Below are 24,013 nucleotides of genomic sequence, written 5' to 3' on the forward strand. Positions count from 1 at the left end.
GTCATACCGTTGCCGCTGTTCACCCATGTGAACACCTCCTTAGATATCTTCATTATCTTAATCTCTTAACGAGGTGTCCACTTTTAATTCTAGCTTCAAAATCCCGCTAAGTTACGTCGAAGAAGCATAAAGAGGAGCACTTATACCCCAGAATTGGCTAAATAGCGTTGCGGAAGCTGAAAGAGGGGTATAAATACCCCAGAATTGGTGAAATAGCGTTGCGGAAGCTGAAAGAGGGGTATAAATACCCCAGAATTGGCTAAATAGCGTCGCGGAAGCATAAAGAGGGGTATAAATACCCCAGGATTGGTGAAATAGCGTCGAAAAAGCATAAAGAGGGGTATAAATACCCCAGAATTGGTGAAATGACGCCGAAGGAGCAAAAAGAGGGGTATAAATACCCCAGAAATGGCAAATTAGCGTCGTATAAGCATAAAGAGGGGTATAAATGCCCCAGAATTGGCGGAATAGCGTCGTAGAAGTAGAAAGAGGGGCATAAATCCCCCAGAATTGGTGAAATAGCGTCGTAGAAGTAGAAAGAGGGGCATAAATCCCCCAGAATTGGCGGAATAGCGTCGTAGAAGTAGAAAGAGGGGCATAAATCCCCCAGAATTGGTGAAATAGCGTCGAAAAAGCATAAAGAGGGGTATAAATACCCCAGAATTGGTGAAATGACGCCGAAGGAGCAAAAAGAGGGGGTATAAATACCCCAGAATTGGCGAAATGACGCCGAAGGAGCAAAAAGAGGGGTATAAATACCCTAGAAATGGCGAATTAGCGTCGTAGAAGTAGAAAGAGGGGCATAAATCCCCCAGAATTGGCTAAATAGCGTCGCGGAAGCAGAAAGAGGGGTATAAATACCCCAGGATTGGTGAAATAGCGTCGTATAAGCAAAAAGAAGGGTATAAGTGCCCAAGATTTGCAGAGTCTAGCTCGTACAACCGAGAGTAGTTGAAGCTTGGATAAGGTGCTTATGAGATTATGTCTGGACGTAGCTTTTTATGCATCTGTCGAATCTAGGCGGCGGGTTAGAATTTAAACTAACTAATCATTAATCAAATCACTTGATATGATTTGATTAAGTACGGTGACTTTTTTGTTATTTTTGGAAGACTCCTCGTCTTGCGGTACAATAGATGCATGGAAGAAGATGAATCGGAGGAACATTTATGATACGTACACTTGCGGTGACGCATACGGGTGAGGTGCTGACAGAGATACCTCTGCAAGATATCCGGCGGGAGGATTATGCATGGATATGGGCAGACTTTGCTACACCTACGGCAGAGGAGACGCTGTTGCTGGATCACTATTTTCATTTCCACCCTTTGGCGATAGAGGATTGTATGCATGTATTACAACGGCCGAAGCTGGATTATTATGAGGATGTGCAGTTTTTTGTGCTGCATGCGCTGAATGAGGAGACGCTGGATGCTGAAGAGATTGATCTTTTTTTGAGCGCAAATTACCTCGTATCCTATCATCATCAGGAAAAAACAGAGATGAATGAAGCTTGGGAACAGGTGAAGCGTGGAATACATAGTCGTAAAGGCTGGTCGGGTGGTCCGATGGCGGCTGCATATACAGTAATGGACAAGCTGGTAGATAAGTATTTTCCATGCCTCTACAGTTTAGAGGACGAGCTTGCGGATCTGGAGAGCAGCGGCAGTAGTGAGTCGGTGGAGGATTTGATGAGCCAAGTGTTTAATGTGCGCGGAAGGCTGCTCAAGATGCGGCGGACGATTGTCCCAATGCGTGATTTGATGTACCGGATCGTGAATTCGCAGCATGTCCAGAGTAACGGTGAGGAACGGATTTATTTTGGCGATATTTATGACCATTTATTAAAGTTGTCCGATATGATTGAGGCTGACCGAGAAATGACCGCGGATTTACGGGATAGCTACATTTCCCTCAATTCCAACCGGATGAACTCGATCATGAAAACACTAACAGTAATCACCACCGTATTCATGCCGCTGACGCTGATCGCCGGGATCTATGGAATGAACTTCGTGGTGATGCCTGAACTCGAATGGAAGTATGGGTATTTTGGCGTTCTGCTGTTTATGCTGGTGGTGGGTGTTAGCATGTTCAGATGGTTCCGGCGCAGTGGATGGTTTAAGTAAAAATAAAAAACGTCACCGCTATTTGCGGCGACGTTTTCCGGTAGAGGGAGTAGAGCGCCGGCGTGTGGTTGTAGTAGATTTGCGACGCCCAGAGGTGGAGCGTCTTTTTTTGCGTCGACTCGGGCTGTACAGTGCGGCATCCTCTTCGGCTGCCAGTGCGCCTGCTGCTCCTTTTCCTTTGCCGAAGCTACCCATGAAGAGCTTAACCATCGGAGCCATCTGCTGGAAGCCGGACATCACCTTCTGCACTTTACCCATGGAGTTTACGATCCCGTCAATACCGCCCATTCGGTCAATGATACCTTTGATTTGCTCCATGTTCCCACCAATTCCGCCACCGCCGCCTAAGCCGCTAAGCAGTCCGGCAAGCCCGCCGCTTGCCTTTGTTGTAGCTTCAGCAGCAGGAAGCGCTAGCGCAGTTTCGGTGGCAGCTTCTGCTCCTAAAGCGGGAAGGATTCCGCTCTCTGCTGGGAGGGATGAAGGCGCATAAGGACTGAGGCCGGGGTAGGCAGAGGCATTATAAGTATTGGTCAGTGAACGCTGGTTCCGGCGGGAATGATTATAGTAATGATCAGACATAATATCACATTCCTTTGTTAGTGGTTTGCTATACTGTATGTCATGGGCGAACATACGGTATAGACTAGTGCCCGGGTTACCCGTGATAGGAGCGGAAAAGGGCGAATGCCTATAATCGAGCTTGAGAAGTGAAAAAAGCGTGTACAAGCTTGATTTTCAGCGCTTTTGTAGTACTATAGTGTAGGTGCTATTTCTTATGTAGGAAGAAACAAACGTAGTATGGTTCATATTTAGTGTGCGCCACTGGTGGACGTTTGTCCATCATTTTCGCTCTTTACAGCGTGAAATCGTTAATGCTTGAAAAATGCGCTCCAGTGCAATATAGTAGAGCAAGAAAGACACATTAGGGGATGATAATCTTATGCAGCTGAAGAAGCTAAATGATAAAAGTATCGACCAATTATTTGAAGCTATTTTAACGTTAAAAAATATGGAAGAATGTTACGTGTTCTTTGATGATTTGTGTACTGTGAACGAGATTCAATCGCTGTCGCAGCGACTGGAAGTAGCGCGTATGCTCGGCAAAGGTTCCACTTACAACCAGATCGAAGCAGAGACGGGTGCAAGCACAGCTACGATATCCCGTGTAAAACGTTGCCTGAACTACGGCAATGACGGTTATAAATTAACGCTGGAACGTTTGGGACGCTAATTTATGGTACCGGGCGTACTTATTATCAGTCATGGCTCTCGCGACGAGGCTTGGGTATCGATCGTAGAGGAAGCCGTAAGCGGATTATCGCTAGGTGAAGAGATTCCTGTGGTGGTCTCTTTTTTAGAGCTGGTAGAGGGCCGTCTGATTCAAGATGGAATAAATGAGCTGGAACACGCAGGGGTCACAGATATTATTGTGATCCCATTGTTCGTTTCCTCGGGAAGCACACATGTCGATGAGATAGAATATGCACTAGGCGCCAAACCTGAGCCTGAACGTGAGACGGATTTAGCGCTGTTCTCAGTGAAGGCTAAAGTTCACTACGGTGATCCTATCGACGATGATCCAGACATCGCTGTAATGATCTGGGACAAGCTACGTGAGCTGTCTACGGAACCGAAGCGAGAGATGATTCTGCTTGTGGGTCATGGCAGTGTATATGATGGCTTCCGTCAGCGCTGGCAGCAAGGCATATCTTCGCTGGCGGAACGTGTACGTGAGGTAAGTGGCGTAGCGGCGGCCGACTATGGTCTGCTGAGTCCGGATAGTGTAAGAAGCAAGGTAGAGTATTGGCAGGAGCTGGGTCACGAGGTACTGGTGGCGCCGCTTTTTTTGAGTGAAGGCTATTTTACTAAGTATGTGGTTCCGAACAGACTTAAAGGGTTAACCTATAAGTATTCTGGTCAAACGCTTCTGCCCCATCCCCTTCTTCCGCATTGGATTGGGAGACAGGTAGAGACACTCCTCGAACAGATTCGAAATAAACGATAAAGCACCTACCCCTGAGCACACTTAATCATAAAAAAAGTGCCCACATCCGTGGATAATACAGGATTTGTTGCATACATATATAAATAGTTGTTTTTCTTTAACTTAGTGTCATTAATTGCTGTATAATGGAATATTTGCATGAAAGGGCCTTTAACATTGATTGTAGTGGTCCGAATTAGGTATAATCAATTAGGTTATTCTATTATAAAAACAGGTGGCGTTCCGGTAATGAAAACTGCGAGATTGATTTATAATCCCACTTCTGGACGGGAAGAAATGAAGAAGCGGCTCGCCGATATTTTGGACCGGCTGGATATTGGTGGCATTGAAGCCACCTGCCATGCAACAACCGGAGAAGGCGATGCTATGCTAGCTGCTGCAGATGCAGTAGAACGCGGTTATGATTTGATCATAGCAGCCGGTGGCGATGGCACTTTAAATGAGGTTATTAATGGTATGGCGGAGAAGCCTAATCTTCCCCCGCTCGGCGTTTTGCCGCTTGGTACTACTAATGATTTTGCACGTGCAATGGGGATCCCGAAGAACTGGGAAGATTCCTGTGATCTGATCATTCGCCAAGAGACACGTACGATTGATATCGGTAAGGCAAATGATCGTTATTTTATTAATATCGCAGGCGGCGGTAGCCTAACCGAACTGACATATGAAGTTCCTAGTAAGCTGAAGACCATGATAGGGCAGCTTGCATACTATTTAAAAGGTATTGAAAAAATGGTCAGTCTGTCACCTCAGGAACTAATCATTCGTGCCAATGGGCAGGAAGTTATTCATGATGAGTTCATGCTATTCCTGATTGCAAATACGAATTCTGTTGGCGGCTTTGAAAAGCTTGCTCCTGGCGCTCGGATCGATGACGGTCTATTAGATGTTATAGCGGTTAAAAAATGCAACCTGGCAGAGTTTGTCCGTTTGGTCAGATTGGCTCTTCGTGGTGAGCATTTGAATGATAAGAAGGTTATTTATTTCCGTACGGATGCGATGGATGTAATCTCTCCAGGACATGTCCAGTTGAACTTGGACGGCGAACTGGGTGGAGAGCTGCCAGGGCGATTCCGGATTTTGCCACAGCATTTACGGATTTTTGCTGAGAATAACTGAGCTAAGAGCGATTGTAGATGATTGTGGGATATATAGTTAAGATAATGATTGAAGATATTGTGGGTTTATACAGCGATGATAATGAAAGAAGTGAACTATAAATAATGAGTAAACACCGCAGTGGACGCAGCACCAGCCGCCCAGTCGGCAAGGCGCCTGTCGCCGGACTGCCTGTGAATAAAAATGATGAGGTTATGCTCGATATCATCGGCATGACCCATGAGGGTGAAGGGGTAGGCCGCGTAGAAGGCTTTACCCTTTTTGTGCAGGGAGCTCTTCCCGGAGAGAAGGTCCGGGCAAAGGTGCTCAAGACGAAGAAGCAGTATGGCTACGCCAAGCTGCTGAATTTAGTAGAGGCGAGCAGCGCCCGCATCGCGGCGCCTTGCGAGATCTATGACCAATGCGGCGGCTGCCAGCTGCAGCATATGGAATACACTGCACAGCTGGCGTGGAAACGGCAGCTGGTGGTGGACAACCTGGAGCGGATTGGGAAGCTCCGGGTGAGTGGTGCTGGCGAAGACGCTGGAACGGAACAGACAGAGGGCATTCTCGTCCGCCCAACACTGGGCATGGACGAGCCTTGGCGCTATCGCAACAAGGCTCAGGTGCCAATTGGCGTAACGGAGGGTGGCCTTGTGGGTGGCTTTTACGCCCGGGGAAGCCACCGGATCATCGATATGGAAACATGCTTGATTCAGCATGAAGATAACGATGATGTTGTGCGCAAAGTGAAAGATATCGGACGTAAGTTTGGCATTACTGCTTACGACGAAGAATCCGGCAAAGGCTTACTGCGTCATGTCGTAGTAAAGAAAGCCTTCCGTACTGGTGAGATGATGGTTGTCCTTGTCACTAATGGCGAACGCATCCCGCATTTGGACGAATGGATCACTGAGATCCGCCGTGAAATCCCAGCTGTTACAAGCATCTGCCAGAATGTGAATACTAAGCAGACGAACGTTATCTTCGGTGATACAACACGTACCCTTTGGGGGAACGACGTTATTTACGATTATATCGGCGATGTGAAATTCGCGATTTCTGCCCGTTCTTTTTATCAGGTTAACCCGGCTCAAACCGAGGTTCTCTATGGTAAGACTGTGGAATATGCAGGACTTACGGGAAACGAGACTGTTATAGATGCTTATTGTGGCATCGGAACGATTTCATTGTTCCTTGCGCAGCATGCTAAACAGGTCTACGGTGTAGAGATCGTACGTGAAGCGATTGAGGATGCGCGGGCGAATGCCACTTTGAATAGTATGGATAACGTAGTGTTTGAGGTAGGTGCATCTGAGGATGTAATCCCTAACTGGAAAGAGCAGGGGATTACGGCGGATGTTATCGTGGTCGATCCTCCGCGTAAGGGCTGCGATCCGCGGTTGTTGGAGACGATTCTGGCGATGAAGCCGGAGCGTGTGGTGTATGTGTCATGTAATCCATCGACACTGGCAAGGGACTTGCGGGTGTTGGAGGATGGCGGGTATAAGACAGTGGAGGTGACTCCGGTGGATATGTTCCCGCATACGGTGCATGTGGAGTCGGTAGCGTGGATGACTCTAAAAAAATGATGTCATAAAGGAGCCAAACCGGCTCCTTTTCGACTTGTTATACGAGGATACACCTTTCTTCTCTTACTTATGACGGTATAAATTGTTATTCCCAATACGGAACACCTGTGAAGAGAAACGATTCATTGTTTACATAGGCATTTATTTCTCTACTGGCTAATTTACTGATATGGTTTGGTAACCACTCCTGTGAGTCGGGCAGACCCAGCCAGAAATTCATGGTTTCAAGCTGTGCTGCAACGAAAAAACCTTCCAATAGCTCAATATAGTTATCCGGTAATGAATGATACTTAGAATATGATTTCAGTAACTGTTCTCTGAATGAAGGGTGTATATATGAGAACGTCCAGCCCAGATCAACCAAATAGTAACCAAACCCGCAAGCGCCAAAATCGATGGGCCGCGCCTCGTTTTCATGAAACACAATATTACTTGGAATCAAATCGGCATGAATCATTCCCCAATTACCGGACGTTCTCTCAATAGAGTTCATCATTGTAATTACCTGCCCACCTGCAATCTGAAGAAGTTCGGTATCACTTGTATTAAGCAGACCTGCATTAGCCCACTCTCTAAGCTTGCCCAGTGATTGTAATATACGGGAACTATCAAAGACAGGACGTTCAAATAAACTTGGGATTTGCCAGTTAGAGGCTTGCCTATGTAATTTACCGGTCATTTCACCTATATATTTAGCGTCATCTATTGTAAGGATAAAAGGTTTCTGCTCACCTTCCACCCATTTCAACAAAGTGCAGCTTGTATTGTTTACGTTCGTAATCAATTCTCCGCAGGTATTCTTGTAAGGTGAAGGCAGGGTTAAATCTGTATCTAATGCTAAGGCGTGAAGCCAGACCATTTCGGAATGGATCACTTCCTGCTTACTCCAAAAACTTTCAAGAGCGTCACCCTTGGATATATGCAATCGGAGGCTATAACTTTTGTTATCCAGGTCAGTGATTTTGTAGATCGTATTTCCGCTTTGTGCAATGAAATCAATCGATTTACATGTTATTGAGTAGTTACTTAATGCTTCCTTTGCTATACTTAAGTTTTTATCCAATCGCAGATCTCTCCTCGTTATCATTGTATAAAATTACAATAACACATCTATTTTTTGGGAAAAATGTATTGGTTAATTATATTTGTTTTTGACTACTTCCTTTTTTGTAAAAAAGGTGAAAACAGCCACATCATGAGATCCAAGGCGAAAAATACGAATAGCTTCTCCTATTTTATTCTTTACCCCCCGTCCCTAAGCATAAAGAATAAGCCTGCTGGATGGCAGTGTCTTTGCCGTCCAGGGGGCTATTAGTGTTGGGAACTTTGTGACCGGTCTATTTATCTTACAGTACTCCTACTTCGACCTTTCCTTTTTTCGGATGTACATCGCCTTCGGCCGTAAGAACGCCTATATGTTTTTTGCGACTGTTGTACATCTCTACCTCTCCATGCAGGGAATCCTTATGATAAAACTTGTCACCATCCGTATAGATTCTCTCCTTCTTCCACTCTGTTTTTACTTTCATTGCACTTCTCTCCTTGAACTTGTCCCTGCGCCATGCTTCCGCAATTTGCGGAAACAAAAAAAGCCTCATATGTTAACCTCGAAGGTTCCATATGGGGCTGACTTTTTGCAGGATCATTAATAAATGAGAAAAATCCCTCACGGATAATAGGCATAGACCTACTTCGTAAGAGCTTTATTATGCAGATATGTGGTTGGCGAACGCTTCTAATTAATGGCCAGATATAATGGAAAGGCATATAATTGCCAAAATTTTTACAAATAGGTAGGACCTAAGGAGGTAAGCGCTATCTATATACCTATAAAAACGCGACGTAAAGGCCTTCATGTCAACAAGTGTATACCCAATGTCATTAATTATCTATTTGAAAGAAAGGCCACTTTTCATAATGTTACTATAAGGACATTGACATTTGTTATAAGCTTCTATGACGTGTCGGAATCTCGGAAGGAGGAAAGAGCATCGAGGTAAGCTGAAATGGAAGCACATACCATTTAGGAGATTGATGTTTCTTGACTCAAGAATCAGAAGGGAGTTAGTACGATATGAAGAGGAGTAGAAAATGGGTAGCTCTCGTCATGGTTGCGATCATGATCGTAACCATGATGCCGATCGCGCAAGCGGAAGAGGCGCTGCCGCCTACACAGACAAAGGACCAGACACCAGTGAACCCGCCGGGCGAAGCCGATCCGGTCGAGGTGACGAATCCATCAGACCTACCGGGAGCGGGTACGGAGGGTGTTATTGCGTCAGTGTATGGGGCAGTATATCACAATCTTGCAGCGGGCTTATCATATGAGTGGTCGCAAGAGCCGGAAGCTTCCTATCCGGATGAAGGCAACACACTTACGGATGGTATATATGGGGCAAGCAATAGATCCGACGTAGCATGGGTTGGACATCATTTGAGTAAGACACGCGAAGTTGTGTTTGATTTGGGGGCAAAGAAATCCATCACGGGTATTAAAGCCAATTTCCTCGAAGATTGGCCAACGAACAATGTACTCGTGCCACTCACGGTATCGATGTACGTCTCCGATGACAAGGTGAACTGGGGACTGCTCAAAGACAATGCCACGCAGAAGCTGTGGAATGACGGCAAATACACGGAGACCTATGTGTGGGACGGCAGCAAGGACGGCATTAAAGCGATCGGCCCAGATGCGAAAATCGCGTATGCTCGGTACGTCAAAGTGACGTTCTCCATGCATCCTTCGGCGATGACGCTCGTGGATGAGATTGAAATTATCGGTCAAGACGGGCAAGCAGCGGGAGCGGTAACCGTGCCGACGCAGGTGGCGAAGCTCCTGGCGCCTGGCGAAGCGACGGCGGGCATTCAGGATCTTGGACTGCTCTATAACGGACATTATGCGGATAAACCTGGAATAGGGAATTGGAAGAAGGACCGGATTATTCCGAATATCAGTTACGTGGATCAGGATAATAATCCGACGGCATGGCTCTTCGACGGCATCCTCTATCTCGGGACGAACTCTCCAGAAGGACGCAGTTTCGGGGCGGGTTCGGGTAATCCGTCCATTCTTGCAGACTGGAAATGGTATTTGGAAAAAACGTTTGCGGCAACTGGCGATATGCAGCAGTTGAATGAAGCGACAAAAGAAGTCGGTCAGAAGCTCGGCGAACCGAATCATAAGACAAAGGTTGTTCTGATGATTCCGTATCCGGATGAGGGTGTGGTCAATTTCGGAGATCTCGGTGACGGAAATCTCAACTTTACTGGCCACGATTCGCAAGCGCTTATAAATCGTGCGAAGGCAACGCAGTGGTATATCAATGAGGTGAAGTCGCTCTGGCCTGAGGGGAAATATCCGAATCTTGAACTGGTAGGCATGTACTGGCTGGAAGAACAAATCGGCATCGATGCAGCCGGTCCGGACTTGGTGAAAGCTGTAAGTGAGCAAGTGCATGCGGAGAATATGAAATTTTTCTGGATTCCGCATTCCTTGGCGTACAAGGCTTATATGTGGAAGGATGTCGGCTTCGATGCGGTAGCGCTCCAACCGAACTATTTCTTCGCGCCGATAGGTTATGATCGTTTGGAAGATGCTTCGAACATCGCGAAGCTTTATGGGATGACTAACGAGTTCGAGTTCGATGATCGGATGCTGACGGACGGTGTGTTCCGGGAGAGGTATATCGATTATTTGAACAGTGGTGTGGAAACCGGGTTAATGGAACATGGCTTCAACGCTTACTATCAAGGTAATAATGCCGTTTATGATAGCGCCGTGAGCACAGACCCGGCCAATCGGATCCTGTATGACTGGCTGCATCAATATGTCAAAGGAACTTATACAGTCAACAATGCGGCTCCGCCTGAAGTGGAAGTGCAGATGAACGGTGAGCCGTTTAAGGCAGGGGAAGTTCTAGCAGACTCCAAGAAAGTGAAATTTACATGGAACCTTAAAGATGTTGCCGATCCAAGTGTGATCAAAGTTTCTGCGATGTATGATGGAAAGCCTTACACGGTAGGGACGGAAATCACGTTAAAGAATATGCTTGGCAAGCATGTGTTGGATGTTACCGTCTCTTCGGGGAAATCGAAGAAAACATCGTTTACGTTCGAAGTGAAGACGGATGCCGCGACAATGATTGCGCTCGTGGACATTTACGTCAATGACAAAAAAATGAATAACAACGATGCAACGGCCCTTAAAGTTTACCTCGATGCGATGAAACAGGCGGAAGGCGTCAACCCAGCCGAATTCACGAAATCGCTGAAGAACTTCAATGCGAAGCTGGATCAACTGAAGCAGAACATTGCGGGCGATGCCTATACGATGTTGAAGGAAAGCGTCTATTACCTGGCAGGCAGTCTGGCTCAAGGCAAACCTGTTGAAGTATCGTCGATTGAAAATGGTGGTCCGAATTATATTCCATCCAACGCGGTGGACGGATTCCAAGCGACACGCTGGGCGAGTCACTATGATGATGCGAACTGGTTCCTAGTCGACCTGGGTCAGCCTACGGCGATGGATACAGTTCGCATCAGCTGGGAAGGTGCTCGCGCCGACACGTATAAGCTGCTCGTATCGGACGATAAGAAGATTTGGACCAATGTAATGCCGAATGACGGCATTATTAAAGCGCAGGATGGTAAAGAAACGGTTCAATTTAAGCCGGTTACGGCGAGATACATCAAATTCGAAGGCGTAAAGCGGGCGACATTCTACGGTTATTCCTTCTATGAGTTCGGTGTATATTCGCTTTATAGTCAGCCGGCATCTCTGGAACGCAATCTTGCGCTAGGGCTTCCTTATAGCTGGTCGCAGGAGCCTGAGGCAGCGTATCCGGATGATCAGAAGGAACTGACAGATGGTAAATACGCTAAGTTGGATATTAAAGATCCGGCGTGGGTCGGACATCTGCGGAAGAAAACTCGTGAAGTCGTGTTTGATCTAGGTGATAAGAAATCGATCTCGAAGATCAAAGCGCATTTCCTGGAAAGCTGGCCAACCAACAATGTGCTCGTGCCGCTGACCGTCTCGATGTATGTCTCCGATGACAAAGTGAATTGGGGATTGCTTAAGGACAGCGCGACACAAGAACTCTGGCGAGATGGAACGTACGATGAGACCTATAAATGGGATGGCAGTAAGGACGGTATCAAAGCCATCGGCCCAGATGCGAAGATCGCCCATGCTCGCTATGTGAAAGTGACATTCACAATGCATACGCGTGCAATGACCTTCGTGGATGAGATTGAAATCCTCGGTGAAGACGGCAAAGCTGCCGGAGCCGTAACTGTTCCAACGCAGACGCCGAAATTCTTGGCGGCAGGCGAAGCGACAGCGGATATCGAGCATCTTGGACTTTTGTATAACGGGCAATATGCGAATGACTTAGGCACCTGGACGAAAGAACGGATCATTCCGAACATTAGTTATGTCGATAAGGACGGCAAGATTAAGGATCGACTCTTCGACGGCGTCCTGTATCTTGGCATTAACTCTCCAAATCCAGGTCGTGATTTCGGCGGGCGGGCTTATCTGGAAGATTGGAAATGGTATCTGGATAAAACCTTTGCGGTAGGCGGCGATATGGATGCGTTAAACGCAGCGGCTAAGGAAGTATCCGATGCGCTGAACGAGTCTGGCGTGAAGGAAAAGGTTGTCCTCATGATTCCGGATCCAGGTGAATCGATCACTAATTTCGGAGCTATTGAACAAGGTGGAGAATCGCTGAACTTCAATGATTCCGTTGGCAAAGAGAAAGCCCTTGCGAACCGTGAAAAAGCAGTTCAATGGTGGCTGCAGCAAGTCAAATCGAGATGGGAAGCAAAAGGTTACGCTAACCTCGAGCTTGTAGGTATGTACTGGTTCGAAGAGCAAATCAGCACAAGCCAATCCGGACCGGATCTGATCCGTTCGGTGAGCAGCACCCTGCATGACATGCAAATTAGCGGCAAGGACCTGAAGTTCTTCTGGATTCCGCACTTCTTCGCTTATAAAGCGTTCATGTGGAAAGATGTCGGCTTCGATGCGGTGACGATCCAGCCGAACTACTTCTTCGAGCCGACGGATATCGAGCGCTTGGAGGATTCTGCGAATCTGGCGAAGCAGTATGGCATGTCCAATGAACTCGAGTTCGATGATCGGATGCTGACGGACGGCGTGTTCCGCGAGCGGTATATCGATTACTTGAACAGCGGTGCGAAGACAGGGCTTATGAAGGATGGCTTCAAATCGTATTACCAAGGCAACAATGCAGTCTATAACACCGCGGTAAGTAAAGATCCAGCGACGCGCGTTCTTTACGACTGGCTGTATCAATTTGTTAAAGGAACGTATCAGGTCAACGAGGCTCCGCCTTCCGAGGTAGACGTGCAGATGAACGGCAAGCCGTTCCAGAGCGAGATGAAACTGTCGGATTCAGAATCCGTATCCTTTACATGGAAGCTTAGAACGGATGATGGTCTGACGAAAGTGACGGCGACGTATGACGGCAAGCCTTATACAGCGGGTACCGTTATTCCGCTTGCAGGCAAGCTTGGCAAGCATGAGCTTAACGTTACCGTTACGGCGGGGCGTATGGTCACAAAGTCATATGTTATCGAAGCAACGACGAATGCATCTGGTATGAAAGCGTTAGTCGACCGCTTCGAAAAAGCGAAGCAATTTACGAATTCTGCAACGGTGCGTTCTTTGAACAACTATTTGGAAATGATGAAGCGCTATGAAGGGAAAGATGCAGCGCAAGTCACCAAGTATCTCAAAGGCTTTAACGCAAAGCTGGATGAATTCAAGAAGGCGGGTACGATAAAAGATGAGGCGTACAATACGCTGAAGGAAAGCGTCTATTACCTCATAGGCAATTTGGCGCAGAATAAAACGGTAGAAGCTTCGTCGACCGAAGGCAATAATGCGAATTATGCACCGGCTAAAGCCGTCGATGGATTCCCTGCTTCAAGATGGGCGAGCGAATACGTGGACAATACTTGGTTCCTGGTCGATCTCGGTGAAGTGAAGGAAATGGATACGGTTCGAATCGATTGGGAATATGCTCGTGCAGATAAATACAAACTTTTTGTGTCGAACGATAAGCAGAACTGGATCAATGTCATGCCAAATGACGGAATTATTACCGCGCATGATGGCAAAGAAACGATTCAGTTCAACCCGGTCAAGGCAAGATACATGAAGTTACAAGGCATAAAAAGAGCAACCGATTACGGATATTCCATCTACGAGTTTGGTGTCTATAACCTCTCGGGCGCTGTAGACGTGAAGGGCATTGAGGGCATACAAGTAAAGGTTGACGAGGAAGCGAAAAAAGTAACAATTGATGGGTTGCTGATGAATGGCGTCCTTACAAATGTGAAGTTGAAGGTGCTTGATTCGAAAGGCAAGGTTCATCTCGAAGATGAGACGAAGAGTACAGTCGCGGGAAGCTTCCAATTCACATTCAAACTTACGGGTAATTTAAAGGGAACCAATGAGGCGTATCTATCAACTGGCTATATGAGCGAGCCTGTAAAAGTGACCTTTGAATACTCAAAAGAAAACCCGGGTAAAGGTCACGATAAGTAATGGAGAAATAATCCATCCAAGCAGCAATACGACCCGCGCTGAAACTTCCTGTACCGGTTATCGAATTATCTGTCCGAGTAAGACTAATAACCGAAGTAAGAACGTTTGAGGCGTAACATAACAAGCCGATTAGGTGCCAGACCACGGGGTCTATACCTAATCGGCTTGTTTCTATGTACAGAGGTGATGACAAGACGGGATCTCTTCTTTCTTAAACGGGAGAATCATCTGTGGGAACGATCTTCAAGGCTGATGCGAACAAACTAACCAATGTTCCCGCATACGGTGCACGTGGAAGCAGCTTGTTCGTTGGTATATGAGGTTATATCAAGATATTATTCAGGTTTTAGTGGGATTGTATTATGTATTGTATAATAGAACGACTGCCTCAACAGGTATTTATAATATAGAACATAGGAGGATCCATGTCCTGGAGCAAATTGAAGCAACAACTGGAGAGTTTTCTCTGTCCTGCGTTATACGGCAGGGTTGAATATCGCGCAAGCAGTTATCGTTATTTACCTGATAAATCAGGGAATTGTTATATTTCGGTAGATAAAAAGAATGTACTCAATATGAATGATAGAACTAGCTCAATCAGATGGTATCAGACGGAGCAGGAGATTAAGAATGATTCAGATCTCCAAATTCCTGTTAACCAAGAAGAAATTGAAGCGGTTAGAAAAGATAGTAAGGGGACCATCCCGGAGGATCGGCTAATAGTAATTGCAAGAAGCAGAAAAATATCAGAAGTTGCAAAGGAGCTTTTGTCAGCACAGACATCATTAAGTAAATCAAATTTTATCGTTGTAGCTAATAAGTTTTTATCTACTTCTATAGAGGAAAGCATAGAGAGCAATGATATCTTATTGAATATTCTAGCTTTAGTGGACAGACGAGTTGGAAAAAAGCGGATTTTAAACATGAGCGAGAAGATGAAGTTAAAGCATCCAATTGTGCAATATTTTTATGAACTAAGGCGTAGTACATTATAAAAATAAATACATGATAATGAGAGGGATGTTCGCATATGGTGCATATGGAATATGAGTGTGTCGATCTACTGGTAAGCAAGGATACAGTGTGATGAATCCTTATATTTATTGGACTTTACGGTCACGTATGAGACAAAATCGTTATTGAAGAGATGGCATCGTTGCCGTCTCTTTTTTGTTTCTTTGGTCACTTTTTTTAGCATTGCCCTGACTCTGGTTTTGGTTCCTGCTGCCGCATCCTACGATCACAAGCATGAAAGACTGCACGGGAATTAGCGTTGATGCTACTTTATTTTCATGGTTAACCCCTTTCTGCTCTGCTAGGTGACGGGCATCATAGACGTACTTGCGTGAGGTTGCTACAATGTTCCATGGAAATCAAGTGAAACTAATCACAGGGAATTACAGAAGGAGTCATTTATCGTGAAAAGAATCGTAACACTGAGCACCCGCAAACTGATGGATACCGCAAAACACGGAGGATGCGGCGCATGCCAGACCTCTTGCCAGTCCGCTTGTAAAACTTCCTGCGGCGTTGCAAACCAGAAGTGTGAAAATGCAATGAACAGATAGGATTCGGAATTTTACCGCCCATTGCTCTGCTGATGGGCGGCTATTTTTAAGAAATGGACGCTACCTCTACAGGATGGCAAAGCCGTTTCTACTTGTGTGTAAAAGGAGCCTGATTAGCAAGTATGATTCATCAATATAAACTAAATGGTTACAACATCGTGCTCGATACCTACAGTGGATCGGTACATGTTGTTGATGACCTAGCATATGAAATTATAGCGGATTATGAGAAAACTTCTGCCGAAAAAATCGTGACAACGATGTTGGATAAATATAAAGATGATTCCAGCATTTCCGAGAGCGACATTCGAGAAACCATCGCGGATATCGAGGAGCTTAAAAATGATGGCCAGCTCTTTACAAAAGATGAGTATGAGAACCTCTCTCTCGATTTAAAAAAACGAAAAACTTATGTCAAGGCACTCTGCCTCAATGTTGCGCATACCTGTAATCTATCCTGCGACTATTGCTTCGCCAGCCAGGGGAAATACAACGGAGATAGGGCAATCATGAGCTATGAGGTTGGACAAAAAGCTATTGATTACCTGCTTGAAAATTCGGGCCATCATCGAAACCTGGACATCGACTTTTTCGGCGGGGAGCCGCTTTTGGCCTGGAAAGTGGTTAAACAGATCGTAGCTTATGCAAGAAGCAAAGAACAAGAATACAAAAAGAAGTTCCGCTTCACCTTCACGACGAACGGAATGCTGCTGAACGATGAGGTCACCGAGTTTTTAAATCAGGAAATGTACAATGTCGTATTAAGCCTGGATGGAAGACAAGAGGTTCATGACCAACTTCGCAAAACGGTTAACGGAAAAGGCAGCTACGAGCATATTGTTCCGAAATTCAAGGAATTCGTTCGTAAGCGCGGAGACCAAGAGTACTATGTAAGAGGAACCTACACCCGTAACAATGTCGATTTCACCAATGATATATTTCATATCGCTGACCTTGGTTTTGACAAGATCTCGATGGAACCGGTCATCTGTGATCCAAAGGAACCTTATGCACTTACCGAGGAGGATCTCCCGGAGATATACAACCAGTACGAAATTCTCGCCAAGGAAATGATCGGGCGTGGTGAGCAAGGCAAGGGATTTACCTTTTATCACTACATGCTTGACCTCTCGGAAGGACCTTGCATACAGAAAAGAATCACTGGCTGTGGTTCAGGAACCGAATATCTTGCTGTCACTCCGTGGGGAGAGCTTTTTCCTTGCCACCAGTTCGTTGGGGATGAAGAATACAGCATGGGAAACATCTGGGATGGTATCACAAAGCCTGGGTTGCAATGTCAATTTAAAGAGAGCAACTGCTACTCGAAGCCGGAATGCAAGGACTGCTGGGCGAAACTCTACTGCAGCGGCGGTTGTCCAGCGAATGCACTTCACGCGACAGGTTCTCTGGGCGGAACCTATGATTTCAGCTGTGACGTCTTCCGCAAAAGAGTCGAATGTTCCATGATGGTGAAGGTGGATGAGTCTATTAGAGCGATGGAAGGGCAATCTAGCTAGTTAACGTAACGGATGAATAAACTGTAACCGAGAAATAGACACTTTTAAATAAAGTGCTCTTTCTCGGTTTTTTTATTAACTCTAGCTTTCAGTCGGTGATGTAGGATGAGGAATTCAAGTCTAATCTGTTTTAGTGGACAGAGAGGGCTTTTTTTATGTGAAAATCCCGGATTTTTGCTTAAGTTAAAAATACATATGACAAAAGATACATTAAATTCGAAATTCAATAGTTTTATGTGTCTAAAAATAAACTTTTCTCTAAGAAATGTCGATATAATAGGATAGAAATCTGCTTTTCTGTATTAACTGCAATTACGGAAGCGTTAACAATGATATGAATAGTCATTCGACAAGGAGGAAAGCAATGTTAAAAAAGTTAGGCAAGATTGGATTGGCTTTTATATTAGTCATTGGGCTGCTGCCGATGATCTCACTCCGGGCATACGCTGCCACACCTTCATTCACCAAAACGGTGGACTTTCCCATTCAGCCTCCAGTTACAAACGCCTCGGGTAAGAATGTTTCTGATGTTGATGTTCTTCCTGACGGAAGTACCGCAGTAGTGTTGAACACCTTCGCTTATCAAGGTTATTCCTACGTTTATTCTTATTTTTTGAAGATTTTTGACAGCACGGGAGCTCCTAAAGCGGATGTTCCTCTAAGTAACTTAATGGATACCTATTACCAAATGACTGATGTGAATATGCTTGCGCTAAGTGACGGAAGGATTCTGATTACTTACCATAAAAGCGACAGTAGCCCTAATAATTTGCAATTGGGGGCCGCTAAAGAGAACACTCCCAATGCCTATTTCATGGTGCTAAACCAGTCCGGACAAAAGGTGGTCGGTCAGACACAGATTAATACATACTCTGCCGCCAGTACCCCGGCACTTACGCGCTTTGTCTCTATAACAGAGTTGTCTGACGGCAATATAGCCTTTTCCTGGCAACGAAACGACAATATTAGCACGGCTACGCGCGTGTTCACTGTTGAGGGCGACCCAGTTTCGGGAGAAACACTTCTGGTTTCCCATAATGCAAGCATGTCTTATGTATCCGCTGGAGACGGTGTATATATGGTTGCTTACAATTCGGGAGTAGGACCTCAGTCGGATAAAATTTATTTGAAAATATTCAGTAATAATGGAGATCTCATAAATACAATTGATAAAGGAATAAGAACGAATGAAAAACAGCTCTACTTGTCTACGTTGAACAACGGGAATTTCATGTTCAGCCAATATTATTATGTAACGGACTCATCAACGGTTTCTTTATATGATAAGAACGGTACGAGTAAGGGTGATTTTACAGTAAGCGGCTCTCTAGGCGAATCTTCGGCTGCTATTTATAGGAATGGTGCAAATCCGGGATTTGTAACCGTAAGTATGGACCCCACTTCTACAAACGCTATCAATGATGCGTACAACAACTTTAAAGAATGGTCGGGAACGCAGTATGCTTACCTGAATTATTATGACAATGACGGTAGTTTGGTCTTTACATCGGATCAGCCGGTGGATTCCGCTCCGGTGGCTATGCAGGGTTTCAATGAAGCAACTTGGATGTACGCTGTGGAATATTATCCAAGCTTCCGATTGTATCCCACCTTTGGCGACAAGCTTGTCTTGGTGACAACCGATAATACGGATGCTGATCATTATAGAATAACTGCCAAAATATTTGAGACAGGAGCTCCGGCACCGGCAGCCATCATTGACTATGCAGCTGAACAACTGACCGGACTGACGCCAAACAGCGCGTACTCGGTTAACAACGGTACGGCGGTAACGGCGACAGCAGATGGTAAGCTGGCTATAGACATCAGCTGGTTTGGAACGTCAGTGAGCATCGTGAAGAAAGGCGATGGCTCGACGACAACGGATAGCCCGGCACAAACGCTGATTATTCCATCCCGTCCAGGGGCGCCGACTGGTGTTACGGCGACGAATGAAACGGCGATAAGTGCTAAGGATGGTACATTGACTAACTTAACAACTGCGATGGAGTACAAGAAGGGTGTAGCGGGTACTTGGACGAATATTTCAGGTGCGACCGTAACGGGACTTGTTCCTGACATGTACTATGTCAGGACAAAAGCGACGGTGACGGCGTTTGCGTCAGAAGCAAAGAGCGTTACGGTGGCTACGTTCGTGGCAACACCGGAAGTAACACCGGCAGCCATCATTGATTATACGGCAGAGCAGTTAACTGGTCTGGCGCCAAACGGCGCGTATACGGTGAACGGTACGGCAGTAACAGCGACAACAGATGGCAAGCTGGCCATTAACAGTGGTTGGTTGGGAACGTCGCTGAGCATCGTGAAGAAAGGTAATGGCTCTACGACATTGGATAGCGCGGCGCAGACGCTAAGCATTCCGCCCCGTGCAGGAGCGCCGACTGGTGTGATAGCGACGGATGAAACGGAGATCAGTGCTAACAATGGTACATTGACGAACGTGACAACCGAGATGGAATTCAAGAAAGGTACAGCAGGTGTATGGACGAGTGTAGCAGGTGAAACCGTAACGGGACTTGATCCGGACACGTATTATGTGCGGACGAAAGCAACGACGACGGCATTTGCTTCAGAAGCGAAGAGCGTGACGGTGGCTACGTTTGTGCCAACGCCGGAAGCGGCACCGGTAGCCACCATTGATTATGTGGCAGAGCAGTTAACAGGCTTGACGCCAAGTGGCTCGTACACGGTAAACGGCACTTTGGTAACAGCGACAGTGGATGGCGAGCTAACTATTGATAGTAGTTGGTTGGGAACATCACTGAGCATTGTGAAGAAGGGCAACAGTTCTACGACTACGGATAGCACAGCGCAGACGCTAAGCATTCCGATCCGTCCAGGGGCGCCGATAGGTATAACGGCGACGGACGAAACAGCGATAAATGCTAATAATGGTACATTGACGAACGTGACAACCGAGATGGAATACAAGAAGGGTGTGGCGGGTGCGTGGAAGGATGTGCCGGGTGAAACCGTAACGGGACTAACTCCAGACACGTACCATGTGCGGACGAAAGCGACGGGGGCGGCATTTGCGTCAGCTTCAGTGCAAGTGGCGGTGGTTGCCTTTGTGGCAACACCGGAAGTGGCGCCGGCAGCCGTTATTGATTATTCGGCCGAACAACTGACAGGTCTCACGCCAAACGGCTCGTACACAGTAAACGGGGCTTCGGTCACAGCGACAGCTAATGGCAAGTTAGCTATTGGTAGCAGTTGGTTGGGAACGTCGCTGAGCCTTGTGAAGAAGGGAAATGGCACGACGACAACGGATAGTGCGGCGCAGACGCTAAGCATTCCGTCCCGTGCAGGGGTGCCGACTGGTGTAACGGCGACGGATGAAACGGCGATAAATGCCAACGATGGCACATTGACGAACGTAACAAACGCGTTGGAATACAAGAAGGGCACAGCAGGTGCATGGATAGATGTGTCGGGCACAACCGTAACAGGATTAACTCCAGACACGTATTATCTCCGGACGAAAGCGACTATGACGGCATTTGCGTCAGAAGCGAAGAGCGTGACGGTAGCTACGTTCGTGCCAACACCGGAAGCGACACCGACAGGCATCATTGATTATGCGGCAGAGCAGTTAACAGGCTTGACGCCAAGTGGCTCGTACACGGTAAATGGTACAGCGGTTACGGCGACAGCAGATGGTAAGCTGGCCATTAACAGTAGTTGGATAGGAACATCGCTGAGCATCGTGAAGAAGGGCAACAGTTCGACGACAACGGATAGCGCGGCGCAGACGCTGAGCATTCCCTCCCGTTCAGTGGCGCCGACTGGTGTGACAGCAACGGGTGAAACGGGGTTGAACACGAACGATGGTGCGCTCCTCAACGTTACTCCTGCGATGGAATACAAGAAAGGTACAGCAGGTGCATGGTCAGATGTACCTGGTACAAGCGTGACGGGACTAACTCCAGACACATATTATGTGCGGACGAAAGCAACAGCGACGGCATTTACCTCGGCTTCGGTGCAAGTGACGGTATCGGCATTCACGAAAACGCCAGAAGCGACGCCGGCGGCCGTCATCGACTATGCTACTGAACAGTTGGTGGGCCTGACGCCAAGTGGCACATACATGTTAAACGATACAGCGATTACGGTGCCAGTAGATGGCAAGCTGGAAATTGATAGCAGTTGGTTGGGCACGTCACTGAGCATCATTAAGATAGGCGACGGTTCAACAACTACGGACAGTGCGGTACAGACGTTAAGTATTCCATCTCGTGCAGCGGCTCCGGTAGGTGTGACTGTTACGGATGTAACGTACAATGGGGCTAATAATGGCACCATTCAGAATCTGACAGTTCACATGGAGTACAAAATAGGCAGCACTGGTCTTTGGACAGAAGTTACAGACACAATGATTACTGACCTTGCGCCAGACACGTATTATGTTCGGGAAAAGGCAACGGCAACAGCATTCGCTTCTATTGCTGCTCAGGTTAACGTTCATGACTCGAATGCGGTCATTCCGTACGCGCCTGAAGTCACGGCTGATGATCAGAACAATACGATCGTTGGTCTGGACACAAGTATGGAATTTTCAGTGGACGACGGACCTTACGTACGGTACGACGGAACTAACTTGCCAGACTTGAGTGGTGAGCACAACGTTAAGGTACGGGTGGTAGCTAGCGGGTCCGTTCCGGCGGGACCGGCAACTACGCTGATCTTTACAATTAATTTGCTTATCCCTGCGGGTGGCTTGAACGTGAGTGCCATCGATCCAAGTGGCTCGGCAAATAATGGCTATACGCAAATCACCGTTACGCCTACACTGGCTGAAGGACATAAGCTCTTTTATAAGAACTTTGGCGCTGGTAGCATCGTCGTACCCAATGTGGGAGATGTCCTGATTGGATACACGCTTGTAGGCAGTGAGGGATTGGTTCCTGCGGCCAATGGGGATACGATTGGGATTGCAGAGGTAGATGCTGACGGCAAGGTGGTTAAATACGGTAGTGCAACAGCAGCTGTGGCGGCTGATACCGTAACACCTGGTACTGATCCGGTCAGCCCAGGAACCGGAAGTAACTCGAATAGCGGAACAACCACCGGTAATGCGAACACAGTTGTTACCGATGTGATCGTCCTTGTTAACGGTAAGGAAGAGAATGCGGGCAAAGCAACAACAACGACCTCAGGAAACGTGAGAACAACTATTATCGTCGTTGACCCAGCTAAACTCCTAGCGAAGCTGGACGCGGAAGGTAATGGAGCGGTAGTTACCGTTCCGGTGACGTTGGATTCCAACATCATCGTCGCTGAGTTAAACGGTCAAATAATTAAGAACATGGAGAACGCATCGGCTACTCTAGTGTTTCAGACAAGTAAAGGTACTTATACTTTGGCAGCCGACGAAATCAACATCAGTGCGTTAGCTAAGAAACTTGGAAATGGCTTGAAGCTGGAAGATATCACACTGAAGATTACGATCAGTGAGACCTCGGCATCCATGAACCAGGTAGTGGCGGGTGCGGCAAGTAGAGGTGGCTTCACACTCGTTGCACCGTCACTAGATTTCGTTGTTACCGCTACTTACGGTACATCGACAGTGGAAGTGAGTCAGTTCAATGCTTACGTAGAGCGGATAGTGCCACTTCCAGGTGGTACTGATCCGAACCGGATTACGACTGGCGTCGTTGTGGAGCCAGATGGCACAGTGCGCCATGTACCGACCAGATTCGTTCAGAAGGACGGCAAATACTACGCAGTTATTAAGAGTGTGACGAACAGTTCGTATTCGGTGATCTGGCATCCGCTGACTTTTGCGGATGTGGAGAATCATTGGGCGAAGGACGCAGTGAACGATATGGGATCTCGTCTAGTGATTAATGGAGTGAACAAAACGACGTTTAACCCGAATGCAGATATCACCCGGGCAGAGTTCGCGGCGATCATTGTACGCGGTCTGGGACTGAAGCTTGGGGAAGGGAAGACAGCATTTGCGGATGTAGCGGCGAATAGTTGGTATGCAGGAGCGGTTGAAACGGCATATGAGTACGGTCTGATCACTGGTTTTGAGGACGGCACATTCCAGCCGAATGCTCCAATCACTCGCGAGCAAGCCATGAACATTATCGCTAAAGCGATGAAGTTAACCGGCCTTGCGGACCAGACTGGTACAGTGGATGCGACAAGCATACTCGCTGCCTTTACAGATGCCGGTAACATAGGTGTCTGGGCTAAGGATAGTCTGGCGCTTGCGGCCAAGGCTGGCTTAATTAGCGGTCGTGGCGACAATAAGCTGGAGGCAAAGGCTAATGTCACCCGCGCGGAAGTGGCAGTTCTGATTCAGCGGTTGTTGCAGAAGTCGGGGCTAATTGATTAAATTGAAATGAGTAACGGAAGAGCGAATTCGGTGTAGAGCTGAATTCGCTTTTTTTGTTTGGTTAGCTCATTTTCTGGGTTGTCATTATTTCTGAACTCACCGACAACACTAGAGCTTACAGGAGAATTTGTTATGCTTAATGGCGGGGAACAATCGGG

Annotated in this window: 13 protein-coding genes; 10 read left to right on the forward strand and 3 right to left on the reverse strand. The window is 46.8% G+C overall.

What is annotated here, in order from left to right; translation table 11 throughout:
• Window positions 1–1,169 precede the first annotated feature (1,169 nt).
• Entirely contained in the window at window positions 1,170–2,129 is a 960-nt protein-coding gene (gene corA, locus UQ64_RS29185) for a magnesium/cobalt transporter CorA (RefSeq protein ID WP_060626933.1), read from the forward strand.
• Window positions 2,130–2,147: 18 nt separating this feature from the next.
• On the opposite strand, the gene UQ64_RS29190 is transcribed toward corA, so the two are convergent.
• Entirely contained in the window at window positions 2,148–2,708 is a 561-nt protein-coding gene (locus tag UQ64_RS29190; RefSeq protein WP_060626934.1) for a hypothetical protein, read from the reverse strand.
• 361 nt (window positions 2,709–3,069) lie between these two features.
• Here UQ64_RS29190 and UQ64_RS29195 point away from each other — a divergent pair, with 361 nt between their 5' ends.
• From UQ64_RS29195 to rlmD, 4 genes are all read left to right on the forward strand, one after another.
• On the forward strand, window positions 3,070–3,360 hold the full coding sequence (locus UQ64_RS29195; protein WP_019913624.1) for a YerC/YecD family TrpR-related protein: 291 nt from the start codon (window positions 3,070–3,072) through the stop codon (window positions 3,358–3,360).
• A gap of 3 nt (window positions 3,361–3,363) precedes the next feature.
• Complete coding sequence (locus UQ64_RS29200) at window positions 3,364–4,134, forward strand: sirohydrochlorin chelatase (RefSeq protein ID WP_060626935.1); 771 nt, start codon at window positions 3,364–3,366, stop codon at window positions 4,132–4,134.
• Window positions 4,135–4,362: 228 nt separating this feature from the next.
• Window positions 4,363–5,253, forward strand: a complete 891-nt coding sequence (locus UQ64_RS29205) for a diacylglycerol kinase (RefSeq protein ID WP_060626936.1) — start codon at window positions 4,363–4,365, stop codon at window positions 5,251–5,253.
• Between the two features lie 104 nt (window positions 5,254–5,357).
• Window positions 5,358–6,824: a 23S rRNA (uracil(1939)-C(5))-methyltransferase RlmD gene (gene rlmD, locus UQ64_RS29210; RefSeq protein ID WP_060626937.1), complete on the forward strand. Its 1,467-nt coding sequence runs from the start codon at window positions 5,358–5,360 to the stop codon at window positions 6,822–6,824.
• Between the two features lie 85 nt (window positions 6,825–6,909).
• Here the strand turns inward: rlmD and UQ64_RS29215 are convergent, their stop codons facing one another.
• Together UQ64_RS29215 and UQ64_RS29220 are read right to left on the reverse strand one after the other, a co-directional pair.
• Complete coding sequence (locus UQ64_RS29215) at window positions 6,910–7,887, reverse strand: phosphotransferase enzyme family protein (RefSeq protein ID WP_060626938.1); 978 nt, start codon at window positions 7,885–7,887, stop codon at window positions 6,910–6,912.
• Between the two features lie 283 nt (window positions 7,888–8,170).
• Window positions 8,171–8,353 carry a colicin E3/pyocin S6 family cytotoxin gene (locus UQ64_RS29220; RefSeq protein WP_060626939.1) on the reverse strand — a complete coding sequence of 61 codons (183 nt, stop codon included), beginning with the start codon at window positions 8,351–8,353 and terminating at the stop codon, window positions 8,171–8,173.
• Window positions 8,354–8,898: 545 nt separating this feature from the next.
• Here UQ64_RS29220 and UQ64_RS32495 point away from each other — a divergent pair.
• From UQ64_RS32495 to UQ64_RS29240, 5 genes are all read left to right on the forward strand, one after another.
• Window positions 8,899–14,403: a DUF4855 domain-containing protein gene (locus UQ64_RS32495; protein WP_060626940.1), complete on the forward strand. Its 5,505-nt coding sequence runs from the start codon at window positions 8,899–8,901 to the stop codon at window positions 14,401–14,403.
• 425 nt (window positions 14,404–14,828) lie between these two features.
• Window positions 14,829–15,398, forward strand: a complete 570-nt coding sequence (locus UQ64_RS29230) for an SF0329 family protein (RefSeq protein WP_060626941.1) — start codon at window positions 14,829–14,831, stop codon at window positions 15,396–15,398.
• Between the two features lie 423 nt (window positions 15,399–15,821).
• Window positions 15,822–15,971 carry a six-cysteine ranthipeptide SCIFF gene (gene scfA / locus UQ64_RS30545; RefSeq protein WP_076098734.1) on the forward strand — a complete coding sequence of 50 codons (150 nt, stop codon included), beginning with the start codon at window positions 15,822–15,824 and terminating at the stop codon, window positions 15,969–15,971.
• Window positions 15,972–16,093: 122 nt separating this feature from the next.
• Window positions 16,094–17,488, forward strand: coding sequence for a thioether cross-link-forming SCIFF peptide maturase (scfB, locus tag UQ64_RS29235; RefSeq protein ID WP_060626942.1), 1,395 nt, complete (start codon window positions 16,094–16,096; stop codon window positions 17,486–17,488).
• 364 nt (window positions 17,489–17,852) lie between these two features.
• Window positions 17,853–23,855 carry an S-layer homology domain-containing protein gene (locus UQ64_RS29240; RefSeq protein WP_060626943.1) on the forward strand — a complete coding sequence of 2,001 codons (6,003 nt, stop codon included), beginning with the start codon at window positions 17,853–17,855 and terminating at the stop codon, window positions 23,853–23,855.
• The last annotated feature ends 158 nt before the right edge of the window (window positions 23,856–24,013 follow it).

The organism is Paenibacillus etheri (assembly GCF_001012825.1).
Taxonomy (GTDB): Bacteria; Bacillota; Bacilli; order Paenibacillales; family Paenibacillaceae; genus Paenibacillus_AQ; species Paenibacillus_AQ etheri.